Origin of the sequence: Bradyrhizobium sp. i1.15.2, from assembly GCF_040548425.1 — a bacterium.
Taxonomy (GTDB): Bacteria; Pseudomonadota; Alphaproteobacteria; order Rhizobiales; family Xanthobacteraceae; genus Bradyrhizobium; species Bradyrhizobium canariense.
This window is the reverse complement of record NZ_JBEPRQ010000018.1, coordinates 30,973-43,639: the sequence shown is the minus strand read 5'-3', so window position 1 is coordinate 43,639 and position 12,667 is coordinate 30,973. Positions and strand designations below refer to the sequence as shown.

Sequence of the window (12,667 nt, the reverse complement as noted above, 5' to 3'; positions counted from 1 at the left end):
TTCCCGGATATCGCTTCGCTCATCCGGGCTACGGGACCGCCGTCCTCACACACCCAAGTGTCTTGAGCGCTCGACGGCGAACGTGTAGGCACGGCGCGAAAAGTCCCACCCCAGGTGCCCGCTTGAACCCCCTCCCTCAAAATCCTGTCGTCGCGTCCGGCTCGTTCGCGGCGATGAAGTCGGTGCCGTACCGGCTCCAGTTCATCGCTTACGTGCTGGCGATGATGGCGGATAATATTGAGCATGTGATCAGTTATTGGGTGGTGTTCCAGAAATTCCATTCGCCGGCGCTGGCGGGCTTTGCGGTGCTGTCGCACTGGCTGCCGTTCCTGCTGTTCTCGGTCGCGGTTGGCGGGCTCGCCGACCGGGTCGATCCGCGCCGCATCATTCAATGCGGCATGCTGCTGTTCATCGTTGCTTCGGCCGGATGGGGTTTCTTCTTCATCACCGACACCATCGAGATGTGGCACGCCATGCTGCTGTTGGTGATCCATGGCTGCGCCGGCGTGTTGTGGCAGACGCCGAACCAGCTGCTGCTCTATGATCTCGTCGGCCCCGCCGATCTTCCGAGCGCGGTGCGGCTGAATGCGATGGCGCGCTATCTCGGCATTTTGGTCGGACCTGCCGTCGGCGGCATCATCATGCTGACGCTCGGCACCTCGCATGGCATCATCTTCAACACGCTGTTCTATCTGCCGATGCTGCTGTGGCTGTTCTGGGCGCCGGTGCGGGACAAGAGTGTCGCTGTGCGGCGCTTCGCCGTGCGCGGCCTTGCCGACATCATGCTGACGATCCGTGCCATCGGCACGCAGCCGGTGCTGACGGCGATGACATGGCTTGCCGGCCTCACCTCGTTCATGATCGGCAACGCCTATCACGCACAGATGCCCGGCTTTGTCGGCGATCTCGGCCACGGCGATCCCGGCATCTCCTATAGCGTGCTGCTCGCGGCCGATGCTGCCGGCGCGCTGCTCGCCGGCATCGCGCTGGAATCCTGGGGACGGCTCAAGGGCACGCCGCGCACCGCGATCTTGCTCGCCATGCTGTGGAGCGTGGCGCTGCTCGGCTTCGCCTCGGTGCGGATCTATCCGGTCGCGATCGTGCTGCTGTTCTTTGCAGGCTTCTTCGAGCTGTCGTTCAACACAATGGCGCAGGCGCTGGTGCAGTTGAACGCGCCGTCCGATATTCGCGGCCGCGTCGTCGGCCTCTACAACATGGCCGGGCTCGGGATGCGAGCCTTCAGCGGCATCACGGTCGGCCTGTTCGGTGCGGCGATCGGCATTCACTGGTCGCTCGGGCTCTCGGCCGCGGTGCTGCTGGCGCTGCTATGTCTCCTCTATCGGCGTGCGACGAGGAAGTCGTAAGCTCAGAGCTTGCGGTTGACTCCGGCGTCTCCCCACCGCACGCTCGATATAGGGTTTGGGGAGATGAAGCGTTGCGCAATCGCTGGGGCATACTTGCGATCCTGTTCGTCGTTCGCCTCACCATCGCGTTCCAATTCCAGAGCGTGGCCGCGGTCGCGCCGCTGCTGCAGCAGAGCTTCGGCGTCGGACTCGCCGATATCGGCATCCTGATCGGACTCTATTTCACACCGGGCATCGTGCTGGCGCTGCCGGGCGGCGCGATCGGCCGGACGCTTGGCGACAAGCCCACCACGATCGTGGCGCTGCTGCTGATGACAGCGGGCAGTCTCGTCATGGCCACCACCGACGTCTGGGGCTGGCAGATGGCGGGCCGGCTCGCCTCCGGTGCCGGCGGCGTGCTGCTGACCGTGCAGCTCACCAAGATGGGCACCGACTGGTTTGCGGGTAAGGAGATCGCCACCGCGATGGCGATCTTCGTCAACTCCTGGCCGGCCGGCGTTGCGATCTCGCTGCTGGTGCTGCCGGCGATCGGCACGGCGTATGGCGCCGGCGCCGTGTTCCTCGTGGCCGGCGCGCTGACCGCGATCGGCATCGTGCTGATCATTTTCTACCAATCGCCGCCGGGAGCAACCGCCAGCGCGGCCGGCTCCAGGCTGCTTGATCCGCTCGCGCTTCTGGCGGTGATCGTCGCGGGTGCGATCTGGGGCCTTTATAATATCGGCTTCGCCATGATTTTCTCGTTCGGCCCCTCATTGCTCGTCGAGCGCGGCTGGAGCATTGCGGCGGCAGGCTCGGCGATCAGCCTCGTGATGTGGCTGTCGGTGATCTCGGTGCCATCAGGCGGATATCTCGCCGATCGCACCAAGCGCCCCTTTGTCGTGGCGATCGCGGCGAGCCTCGTGGTGGCCGCCCTACTGGCCTGGCTGACCCGGTCCGACGCTGTGATCGCGATCCTCGTCCTGGGCGGCTTGATCGGCGGCCTTCCCGCCGGCCCGATCATGAGCCTGGCCGCCCGCGTACTCGCGCCGGAGACACGAGCGGTCGGGATGGGCGTGTTCTACACTCTCTTCTATGCCGCGATGATGCTGGGGCCGGCGGTGGCGGGTCGGCTCGCCAAATCGGCCGGCACTGCCGCCGTCGCGCTCGACCTCGGCGCGCTGACGGTGCTGGCCTGCCCGCCCCTGATGTGGCTTTTCGAACGCATCGTGTCTGTTCGTCATCGCCGCGCCCGATCCTAACGTAGCATTAACCCTGTGCACCTTAGGGTGGTCCCGGACTCCGCAGGCGGGGGTCGGGTTGTGAAAATGGCGTTGGCGCACAAAAAATTTCTTCCGGCCGCCGAGGAACGTCGGCGTTTCCAGCGGGTGAAGGTTCACCTGCTCGGCCGCTACATGTTGCCGGACCGCCGTGAATTCCCCTGCCAGGTGATCAACATGTCGCCGGGCGGGCTGGCGCTGCTGGCCCCCGGCATCGGCAATGTCGGCGACCGCGTGGTCGCCTATCTCGACCATATCGGCCGCGTCGAGGGCAAGATCACCCGCATCATCGACAATGGCTTCGCCATGACGGTCGGTGCGACGCCGCGAAAGCGCGACAAGCTTGCGGCACAGCTGACCTGGCTCGCCAACCGCGACATCCTCAATTTGCCGGAAGACCGCCGCCACGATCGTATCGTGCCGCGCAATCCGATCGCGGTGCTGACTCTCGAGGACGGCACCAAGATGACCTGCCGCATCATCGACCTCTCGCTGTCGGGCGCCGCCATCGCCGCGGAAAACCGTCCCCCGCTGAAATCGACGGTTCTGCTCGGCCGGGTGCAGGGTCGCGTGGTCCGAAACCTCGAAGACGGCTTCGCGCTCGAGTTCATGCATTCGCAGCCGATTGAAACTCTCGAAGAGAGCGTTACCGCGCGGTAAAGCGCGAAGGCACCAAAACCACTGCATTTCCAGTACTGAAGGCGGCCTCCGCGATGCGGACGCCGCCTTTTTCATGGTCGTGACGGGCCTCGCGCGGGTTAACGCGGAGGTCGCGGGTGCGTGCAAACAACGGTTCCGCCAGCGTTTCCGCGTTAATCGATAAAATTTGAATCAATTGCAGTCATATCGAATTTTATTCAAGTTTGACTCAAGTATAGATCGAATTCGCCGCGCGTTTTACTTGTATTCGTCTCGACTTGACTTGACTGACTTAGCGGCAACTCAAAAGCTCCCTGCGCAATGTGGTCCCAACAAGAAACGGGGGCCGCAATGTTTGATTTCAGGGGACAGGGGAAGAGAATGGCGCTGGCCGCCATGCTCTTCGGAATGAGCGCGGCAGCGCAGGCCGGCGAAGGCCGTCTGCTCTACGCAAGCCTCGGCGACACCACGCGTGCGCCGATCGGCTGGGTCGAGTTCTGTGCGGACAATGCCGCTCAGTGCCAGGGCGCACCGACGCAACCGCGCGACATCGTGATGTCGCAGGCTGCATGGCGCGACCTCGTCAAGGTCAATCGCTGGGTCAACGAGACCGTCAAGCCTTTGACCGACCAGGAGCACTGGGGCGTGATCGAAAAATGGTCGCTGCCGTCCGACGGTTACGGCGACTGTGAAGACTACGTGCTGTTGAAGCGCAAGATGCTGATCGATGCCGGATGGCCGCGCGAGGCCCTGCTCATCACCGTCGTGCGCGACAAGAAGGGCGAAGGACACGCGGTGCTGACGGTGAAGACCGACAAGGGCGAGTTCGTTCTCGACAATCAGAACGAGAACGTCGTTGCCTGGACGGAGACCGGCTACCGCTTCGTCAAGCGCCAGTCGCAGAGCGATCCCAATGTCTGGGTCTCGCTCGGCGACACCAAGCCGGCGGTCTCCACCGCCAGCGCAAGGGACCAGTAGCAGATCAGTAGAGACAAACGAAAGAGATACGCGACCGGTCACATCCCCACCCCTCCCCGTCCCAGACCGGTTCGCGCGCGCCCAGCCATCCCCCAATGGCTGGGCGCAACTTTTTTGGGGACGTACTTCGCTTAGTCCTGCGGCGTCTGCCGCGACCAGGGCACGCGCGCGGCGGTGAAATCGCGCCATGTGCTTTGTAGGGCCGGCTGCACCCCGACCGACGCACGCGCCTGCCAGCCGGCGATCGCCGCCGCGGCGATGGCGCCGTCGGGCTCGGCGTCGAGCCCATCGAGCAATGATGCCGTGACCGCCATGTCGTTGAAGGCGCCAAGCCGCTCCTGCAAGCCGGCGAGCCTGCGCGAGAATTTTCGCGCGGATTTGCGGTCTGCGAACAGCGGCAGCAGAAACTCGCTGAGATAGCGCAGCCGCTTGGTCGCGAGCCGTACGCGGTGCAGACCTTCGGCGGGAAGCGATTTGAAGCGGCGGCCGCGCCTGAGCACCTTCGCATATTGCTCCGACAGAATGCGCTGCGCGAAGTTGACGGCGGGTTCGGCGAGCTGGCCGAGATCCTGCGCGGCGACGTCGTTGCGCCAGCCCCGCGTCTCGATCCACCCGCCGAGGCTGATCAGGAACATCGCGCAGCGGCGATCGTCGAGCGCATCGTGCGCCTTGCGATAGGCATCCGACTGGCGTTCGGCCGCAACCTGGCCCAGCGCGTCAAAGCCCGCGACCGACGGACAGGCTGTTGCGATCGTCGGCAAAGTATCGAGCCGGAACACATCCCAGTCGCGCGCGGCGGACAAATCCTGCGCCAGCCATCTGGCTTCGGTTCGCAGCGTGTCGACGTTGCTCGACACGCCCGCCGAATGCATCAGATCCAGCACCGACCGCAGCCGGCGCAGCGAGACGCGCAGCTGATGGATTCCTTCCGGATTGCGCCCATCCTCGGCAGCCGGCAGCGACTGGAGCAGATGGAGGAAACAGGAGCGCAGAATCGTGGCGAAGGCCTCGTCGAGCGTGACCGACGCATCGAGACGAAGTTTTCGCGGACGTCGAGCCGAGGGCGGCTTGTCGGTGGCAAGATCGAACCCGCGCGCCGATTTGGTGCGGATCGACGGCTTTACGTCGCCGTGCTCCGCGAGCCGCAGCGCGATCTCGTAGATCGCGCCGGCGCTGCCGCTCTTGAGCTCCAGCTCGATCTCGTTCACCGGCAGTGAACGGTCGCCGGCCGTCAACTCACCCCGGTCGAAGGCGATCTCGACCGCGCCTGACGGCAGCTCGATCAGCCGCGCATGGCGATGGACATCGGCGGTGAAGACCGCTTCGAGCGGCTGCGCTTCCAGGTGGCCGCGAAGCTTCTCAGGAATGAAGGGCACTGCCAAAGCGAGGTCGGGCGCAAGCGAAGGCACGCTCGCCTCCCACTCGCCACGGCGGAGTGGATCGTCCACCGCATCGGTCTTCACGGTTTGCACGAAGCGCGCACCGCTCTGACGAACGCGCAGGCTCAAGCCGTTGCGCCGAAGTGTCCGCTCCGGCGTGTCGTAATAGACGGACTTGAGATGTTTGCGCGTGCCCTTGTTGCGCGCGTTCGTCGCGATCACAGGCGCAGCGTTGAAATGCGCCATGCGATCGGCATCGACGAGAAGCTTGAGTTCGATCTCACCGGCACAATGCGCGGCAGCGCTCGACCGGAGTGGTTCCGTTGCCGGTTCCGCGTCTTGCGATGGCGTCTGATCGATCACAGCGCCCTCGACGATCACAGGTTCCGCGGCGGGTTCGCGTTGCCTGAGGAAGCCGGCGACGGCTTGCGTTCTCTTGTTGTCCTTCGCAACAGGACTCCCATCCCGCGCGCTCGGATGCTTGCGGACCGGCGTTGCGTCTGACTTCAGCATTTGAGGTAACATGACAGTTCAATGACAGAGCGACAGCGTATAGCCGCTGCCGCGCGCGAGGAATAGTCACCTTACGTCGCAGTACCCCACCGTCCACACGAGGCCGCGAGCGGCTTGACCACAGGAACTAAATTGCCGCCGGGCGCAGCAAGCGATCGAATTGACTGCGAATTCCGCTCTACTCGAAACCGAGATGAACGCGTCAGCGAGCTTGACTCATGCCAACCTTCCCGCAATCGGTGAAGGCGATGGCGTCGAGCGCGCTGCCCTGTCCCTCCCGCGGTTGCTTCACCAGGTAGCGGCACAGGCAATCACAAGGAGCTGCCATGACGTCGTTCCGTCCCGTCATCGCGTTGTCCAGGGGCCTCGAAGTCCTGCGGGTGATCAATCAGGAACGGCAGTCGACCGTCGGCTCGCTGCACAAGGCGACGGGGCTCAACAAGGCGACGATCGTCCGCATGCTCGAGACGCTGGAGCATGAAGGTTATGTGGTGCGCCGTACCGAGCCGGCCAGCTACGCGCCGACGGGACGCGCGCTGCTGCTCAGCGCAGGCTATGACGAGCCGACCTGGATTGGCGGCATCGCCGAACCCATCCTCAACAAATTCCGTAAGCAGATCCATTGGCCGTCAGACATCGCGGTGCTCGATCAGGAATCCATGGTCATCGCCCACACAACCCGCGTGGATGGATCGCTGCTGTTCAGCCGCCCGCCGGGTTTTCGCTTTCCCGTCCTTGGCACCTCGATGGGACGGGCCTATCTCGCCTTCTGCGAGCCTGCCGAGCAGGAGCGCATTGCCGCGCGGCTTGCCCTCGGTCCCGAGCCCTGGAACGATCTGGCGCGCAATCCCGACAAGCTCACCAAGGCGCTGCGCACGATCCGCAAAGCCGGGTTCGCGGTGATGGACGACAGCTACAGCCGCAGTATCTTCGGCGGCGCAGTCTGGGCGCTTGGCGTTCCCGTCGCGCTTCCGAACCGGCTGTTCGGCAGCATGAACGTGATGATGCTCCGCGAAGCGGTCAGTCCGGAGGAAGGCATACGCCGCTTCGTACCTCCGATGAAGAAGGTCGCTTCCGCACTTGCCGAGGCGCTCGGCGCCAAGCTTGCCGCGCCAGGCTCTCCTGCAGGTCGGCCGTGACCATTTCACACAGTGAAACGATATTTTGATTTCTTGACCCTCCTCCTTGCCCATGTGACACCTCGTTGCGGCGGCTGCCGGCTGCCCAATGACACACGGAAAAGGGGAGGCCGAAGTGCGGACATCCGCGAGAATTTGGGCTGCCGCGATTGCATGCCTGACGCTGGCCGCTTCTGAAACGGCTTGGGCCGAAGCCTGGCCGACCCGGGCAATCAAGATCGTCGTCTCCACACCGGCAGGCGGCATCACCGATGCCTTCGCCCGCGCCTATGGCGACTACATCTCGCAGAAGCTTGGCCAGCCGGTCATTGTCGAAAACAAGACCGGAGCCAGCGGCGCGCTGGCGGCACAGTCGGTGAAGGATTCCCCGGCCGACGGTTACACGCTGATGTACACGATCTCGTCCACCCTGCTCGGTAACCGGCTGCTGCTGAAATCGCTGGCCTATGATCCGGACAAGGATTTCACGATCGTCGCGGTGACGCCTTCGGGGCATCTGCCGTTGGTGGTCCATTCCGCCACCAATGCAAAGACGATCGAAGAGTTCGTCGCGTACGCACGTAGCAACAAGGTCACGGCTGGCTCGTACGGGATCGGCTCGTTCGCGCACATTGCGATCGCCGAGCTCAACCGACAATTCGGTCTCGACATTTCCATCGTGCATTATCGCGGCGAAGCGCCGATGTGGCAGGATCTTGCCGCCGGGGTGATCCAGGCGGCGGTCGGAAGCTATCAGGCCGCGCTGCCGGTGCTCGATACCGGCATCGGCCGCCCAATTGCCGTGCCGACACCGGTGCGCATGAAGAAGCTGCCCGAGACCAAGACATTTGCCGAGCAAGGGGTCACCGGCAATGTCTTCCAGCTCATCAGCTTTACCGCGCTGGTGGCGCCTGCTGCGATGCCTGCAGACCGGATCGACATGCTCGCCAAGCTGATGGTCGAAGGCGGCAAGACGGAGCGCGTGCAGAAGCTGCTCGATGCCTTCGGCGTCGACCAGCCGGCCATGGATCGCGCCTCCTCGATTGCGCTTTACGAAAAAGAAGGGCCGATCTGGCTCGAGTCGATCAAGACTCTCGGATTGGAGCCGCAATAGATTCGGGGCGGCTCCTCACTGCGCGAGACTGTTCTTGTAAATCCTGCCGCCCTTCATGATCAGCACAAAGTTCTTGGCGGGATCCTTGACCAGGGCGATGTCTTCGAGCGGATTGCCGTCGACGAGCAGGAGATCGGCCAGCGCGCCCTCCTCGACCACACCGAGCTTTCCGGGATAGGGATTGCGCAGGCCCGACAAGCCCAGCAATTCGGCATTGGTCGATGTCGCCATGGTCAGCGCCTCGGCCGGCGTATACCAGCGCGTCAGCGCGGCCAGCATCGCGCCCTGCTTGTCCGCCAGCGCCAGCGAGAACAGGACGTCGGTCCCGAACGCTGTCTTGATGCCGTACTTTTTCGCCAGCGCGTAGACGCGGTCGGTGCCGGCAACCACCTGCCGCATCTTGTCCTGCTCCGCTGGTCCCAGCGCGGCGGCGCCGGAGATATCCAGGAATGGCTGCGTGCTCAACCAGATCCCCTTTTCCGCCATCAGCCGTGCACTCGCCTCGTCAATGAGGTGGGCATGCTCGATGCATCTCACGCCGGCCACGATCGAGCGCTGGATCGCGACCGGCGTGTAGGCGTGGGTAGCGACATAGGTGCCCCAATTGTCGGCGGCCTCAACGGCGGCGCGCAGCTCGGGCTCGGTGAAGGTGGAGACGTCAAGTGGGCTGAACGGCGACGCGACACCGCCGCCCGCCGTGAGCTTGACCTGCGAAGCCCCCTGCATCAGCTGTTCGCGCGCCCGCACGCGGACTTCGTCGGGACTGTCGGCGACCATGCTGCCGCCAATCCGCTCCATGCGGCTGAGCATGCCGCCGATCGTTCGCGGCAGATCGGCAAGCTGGCGGAAGTCGCCATGGCCGGCAGTAATGGTGATCATGGCGCCGGAGGGATAGATGCGTGGACCCGCAACGAGGTCCTCGTCGATGGCCTGCTTCAATCCGAACGAAGGTCCTCCCATGTCACGCACGGTGGTGAAGCCGCGCATCAGCGTGGCCGCTGCCTCAGTGGCAGCGAGCAGATTGTTGTAGCCGACGTCACCTGCAAGCACGGCCATCGGGGTCGGCCGTACCAGCATCGCGTGCCAATGCGCGTCGATCAGCCCCGGCATCAGCACGCGGCCGCCGCCGTCGATCACCTTGGCTTCTGCCGTGATGTCCGTGGCCGAGATCTTCTCGATCGTCTTGTTCCTGACGAGAACATTGGATGAGGCAGAGAGCGCGCCGTTCTTTCCGTCGAATATCCGCACGCTGCGGAACAGAACGGCGGAGTCCTGCTGGGCCATCGCAGGCGACGGGCTGAAGATGCTCATCGTCCCCAACGTCAGCAGAACGGCAGCTCTCGCGAGTCCAGCCCGCGAACCCAAACCCCGCATCTTCGCTCTCCGCATCCGGTGCGCGCGCTAGGCAGCGGCAGCTGCAGGCCGCCATGCAAGGCTCAGCCATCCGATGCCGTGGGACAACAGGTCAATGCCGAGCAGCAATCCCAGGACCCAGAGCCCCGTGAGCGGAAAGCCGGTGAGGATGATGAGACCTCGCCGGCGCCTAGACCTGTCCGCTGGTTCCGACGACGCAGACCCCGAACAGCTCGCTCGGAACGCGGGCGAGCGCAGGGTAGACCTGCGAGTTTGTTCCGTCGCGATTGATTGAAACCGCCGCTGCGCCTCGTTCACCAGCGCTTGCACAATCTCGGGAGCGGGCAAGTGGCCGGTCGAAACGTAGGCGGTCTCTCGTTCGTCAGCCAGAGCTCGCGCCATGGCAGCACTCCGCAGAACGGATTCACCTGATGTCGGCTCCGTTCTAGAACTCGACGCTCACGCTTCAGTTGATTCCCATCATCGCCGCGAGTCAATTTACAACCATAAGGCGATTTTGCATTTCAGCCATACGACTCTATGAGACATGGATGACTGCACAAAACGCCGGGAATTTTCGGCACGTGTGTAAGCGCTACTGTCGCGCTTGCATCGAACTCAAATCAAAAGAGCGAAGAGCAACTCTCAACGCGAGATTGCAATACCCGTGCGCTGGAATACGATCGGCCACGGGCTACGCGAGAGGGTCATGGGCGAAGGGAGACGCGAGGACAGCCCTACATCAAGTGAACGAGGCGCAACATGGTAGCACAAACGAGTGACGGATATGTCCTGCTGGTCAAGAAGCTCGGCGGGCTCTTCGCAATCATCCTCGGATGCCTGCTGACCGCGGTCGGTGTAACCTTCGAATCCGGCGGCACGACTTTCTTCGGCGTTCTCTTCCTGGTTCTTGGCGCAGGTTTGCTGGTGCTGAAGATAGTCAGGCGAAACGAAGGATCTCCGTCGCCATAAGCCGCCGGCGCAGCTTGCTCACGCGCCCAGCACGTCCGCGAGCCGCAACTCGTCGGCTGGATCCTTCAGGAACAGCTCGGCCTCGATCTCGTTCAGATGCGACAACATCTGCGCGCGCGCGGCTTCCCTGTCGCATTTGCGAATCGCAGCGACGATGCCGGCGTGATGATCGGTGCCGCAGGCCGGCGTGTCGTGCCGGCGGTAGAGCAGGATGATGAGCGACGAGCGCGCGATCAGCTCCTTGAGAAAACCGAGATAGATGCTGTGGCCACTCATCTCGGCGACGAGTCGATGGAAATCGCCGGAGAGGCGGACCGAAGCACGCGCATCGCCACGCAGCTCCGCCTCGCGTTCCTCGGCAAGATGCCGCTGGAGACGCCCGATCCAGGCCGGCGACACAGCGTCAACGGCGTGGTCGACGATCGTCGGCTCGATCAGGCGGCGCGCCTCGAACACTTCGCGGGCGTCCGCAGGCGTCGGCCGCGCGACGAAGGCGCCGCGGTTCTTCTCGATGTTGACGATGCCCTCATGCGCGAGCTGTTGAAGCGCGGTGCGAACCAGCGTTCGGCTCGCGCCGTAGATCTCGCCGATCTCATCCTCGCCGAGTTTCGTGCCGGGCAGCAGGCGATGCTCGAGGATCGCCGCGGTCACGCCTTCCCGGATGCGGCTGACGCGATCGCTCGCATCTGGCGCGTCGGATTTCGGTCGGGACTTGGCGGCCATGGGGGTGAGGACTCGATCGTCGAAGATGGCGTCGAATCCTAATCGACCAGCTGTATCCAATCACAGGCGAAACTTTATACAATCCGCGCCTGTTTTGTGTGCACGCAGCTGCGAAGGCAACGAGCCGCCCACGCCCGAGGGATTCGATCTAACGATCTGACTCCGCTGCACTGTTTTGGAATTCGGCCGGCCGAGAACGATTCAAGCGCGATTGGCATGGACCTTGCGGAGAGAGGCGCAGCATCGCCCTCGCCCCGGACACGCCATGGCCACTCCCGCCGCCCTCGAACTGGTCGCCGTCACCAAGCGCTACGACACGACGCTGGCGGTCGACACCGTCAATTTGAAGATCCCGGCCGGCACCTATTGCTGCCTGCTCGGCCCCTCCGGCTGCGGCAAAACCTCGACCTTGCGCATGATCGCCGGCCACGAGGCCGTCAGTGAGGGCGACATCATCCTGGGCCCGCAGAACGTCACCGATCTCGAACCCGCCAAGCGCGGTACGGCGATGATGTTCCAGTCCTACGCGCTGTTTCCACACCTCACCGTGATCGACAACGTGGCGTTTGCCCTGAAAATGCGCGGCATCGACCGGGCGACGCGGCACAAGCGCGCCGGCGAGCTGCTCGAGCTGGTGGCGATGACGCCCTACGCGGCCCGCCTCCCCGCACAGCTCTCCGGCGGCCAGCAGCAGCGCGTCGCGCTGGCCCGCGCGCTGATCACCGAGCCGCAGATCCTGTTACTCGACGAGCCGCTCTCGGCGCTCGACCCATTCCTGCGGGTCAGGATGCGCGGCGAACTGAAGCGGCTGCAGCGCGAGCTCGGCATCAGCTTCGTTCAGGTCACGCACGGCCAGGAAGAGGCGATGGCGCTGGCCGACCACATCGTCGTGATGAACCAGGGCAGGATCGAGCAGCAGGGAAGCGCCCGCGACATCTTCCATCATCCCCGCACCGAATTCGTGGCGCGCTTCATCGGCGGCCACAACGTCCTCAGCGACGCAGGCAAACTCATCGCCGTGCGCGCCGATCAGCTCGGCATCGTGCCGATCGCCGACGGCGCGGTCGGCGCGCCGGCGCTGCTGACCCAGACCGAGTACCAGGGCTCCTACATCGCCGTCTCGCTCACGCTCGAAGACGGGACCGCCCTGTTCTCCCACCTTCCCGAGGCCGCCTTCGACGTCCACCAGTTCCGGCCGGGCGATCGCGTGCTGGCCACCTGGGATCCCGCCAAGGCGCAACGTCTGCAATAGCGCCGA

12 protein-coding genes and 1 pseudogene are annotated in these 12,667 nt (G+C 64.2%); 9 read left to right on the top strand and 4 right to left on the bottom strand.

All coding sequences use genetic code 11. From position 1 onward, the window contains the following. The first annotated feature begins 122 nt into the window (after positions 1–122). The 4 genes from ABIB80_RS26695 to ABIB80_RS26680 all read left to right on the top strand — a co-directional run bounded on the left by ABIB80_RS26695 (position 123) and on the right by ABIB80_RS26680 (position 4,237). Positions 123–1,364, top strand: coding sequence for an MFS transporter (locus ABIB80_RS26695; protein ID WP_354128728.1), 1,242 nt, complete (start codon positions 123–125; stop codon positions 1,362–1,364). A gap of 71 nt (positions 1,365–1,435) precedes the next feature. After that, positions 1,436–2,602 (top strand): MFS transporter, encoded by a 1,167-nt coding sequence (locus ABIB80_RS26690; RefSeq protein ID WP_007602574.1) that lies wholly within the window; start codon positions 1,436–1,438, stop codon positions 2,600–2,602. Positions 2,603–2,668: 66 nt separating this feature from the next. Continuing rightward, positions 2,669–3,280 carry a PilZ domain-containing protein gene (locus tag ABIB80_RS26685; protein WP_007602573.1) on the top strand — a complete coding sequence of 204 codons (612 nt, stop codon included), beginning with the start codon at positions 2,669–2,671 and terminating at the stop codon, positions 3,278–3,280. 330 nt (positions 3,281–3,610) lie between these two features. Beyond that, positions 3,611–4,237 (top strand): transglutaminase-like cysteine peptidase, encoded by a 627-nt coding sequence (locus ABIB80_RS26680; RefSeq protein ID WP_354128727.1) that lies wholly within the window; start codon positions 3,611–3,613, stop codon positions 4,235–4,237. A gap of 131 nt (positions 4,238–4,368) precedes the next feature. Here the strand turns inward: ABIB80_RS26680 and ABIB80_RS26675 are convergent, their stop codons facing one another. Together ABIB80_RS26675 and ABIB80_RS39445 are read right to left on the bottom strand one after the other, a co-directional pair. Then, positions 4,369–5,445, bottom strand: a complete 1,077-nt coding sequence (locus tag ABIB80_RS26675) for a CYTH and CHAD domain-containing protein (protein WP_502918755.1) — start codon at positions 5,443–5,445, stop codon at positions 4,369–4,371. Further along, positions 5,434–5,862: pseudogene (locus ABIB80_RS39445) on the bottom strand (CYTH domain-containing protein); the annotation flags it as partial. The pseudogene ABIB80_RS39445 and the gene ABIB80_RS26675, both read right to left, overlap by 12 nt. On the opposite strand from ABIB80_RS39445, the gene ABIB80_RS26670 reads away from it, so the two are divergent. The 3 genes from ABIB80_RS26670 to ABIB80_RS26660 all read left to right on the top strand — a co-directional run bounded on the left by ABIB80_RS26670 (position 5,854) and on the right by ABIB80_RS26660 (position 8,361). Next, entirely contained in the window at positions 5,854–6,120 is a 267-nt protein-coding gene (locus ABIB80_RS26670) for a hypothetical protein (protein WP_354128725.1), read from the top strand. The pseudogene ABIB80_RS39445 and the gene ABIB80_RS26670 overlap by 9 nt on opposite strands. A 335-nt stretch (positions 6,121–6,455) precedes the next feature. After that, positions 6,456–7,268, top strand: a complete 813-nt coding sequence (locus ABIB80_RS26665) for a helix-turn-helix domain-containing protein (RefSeq protein ID WP_354128724.1) — start codon at positions 6,456–6,458, stop codon at positions 7,266–7,268. Positions 7,269–7,383: 115 nt separating this feature from the next. After that, positions 7,384–8,361: a Bug family tripartite tricarboxylate transporter substrate binding protein gene (locus ABIB80_RS26660; RefSeq protein ID WP_219683843.1), complete on the top strand. Its 978-nt coding sequence runs from the start codon at positions 7,384–7,386 to the stop codon at positions 8,359–8,361. Positions 8,362–8,376: 15 nt separating this feature from the next. Here ABIB80_RS26660 and ABIB80_RS26655 read toward each other — a convergent pair whose 3' ends face one another. Continuing rightward, positions 8,377–9,672 carry a metal-dependent hydrolase family protein gene (locus ABIB80_RS26655; RefSeq protein WP_354128723.1) on the bottom strand — a complete coding sequence of 432 codons (1,296 nt, stop codon included), beginning with the start codon at positions 9,670–9,672 and terminating at the stop codon, positions 8,377–8,379. 804 nt (positions 9,673–10,476) lie between these two features. Here ABIB80_RS26655 and ABIB80_RS26650 point away from each other — a divergent pair. Continuing rightward, on the top strand, positions 10,477–10,686 hold the full coding sequence (locus ABIB80_RS26650) for a hypothetical protein (RefSeq protein ID WP_007602565.1): 210 nt from the start codon (positions 10,477–10,479) through the stop codon (positions 10,684–10,686). Positions 10,687–10,704: 18 nt separating this feature from the next. Here ABIB80_RS26650 and ABIB80_RS26645 read toward each other — a convergent pair whose 3' ends face one another. Then, a complete protein-coding gene (locus ABIB80_RS26645) occupies positions 10,705–11,409 on the bottom strand; it encodes a GntR family transcriptional regulator (RefSeq protein WP_219683845.1) in 705 nt (234 codons plus the stop codon). A 265-nt stretch (positions 11,410–11,674) separates the two neighbouring features. Between ABIB80_RS26645 and ABIB80_RS26640 the strand changes: the two genes are divergently transcribed. Beyond that, positions 11,675–12,661 carry an ABC transporter ATP-binding protein gene (locus tag ABIB80_RS26640; protein ID WP_354128722.1) on the top strand — a complete coding sequence of 329 codons (987 nt, stop codon included), beginning with the start codon at positions 11,675–11,677 and terminating at the stop codon, positions 12,659–12,661. Positions 12,662–12,667 lie beyond the last annotated feature (6 nt).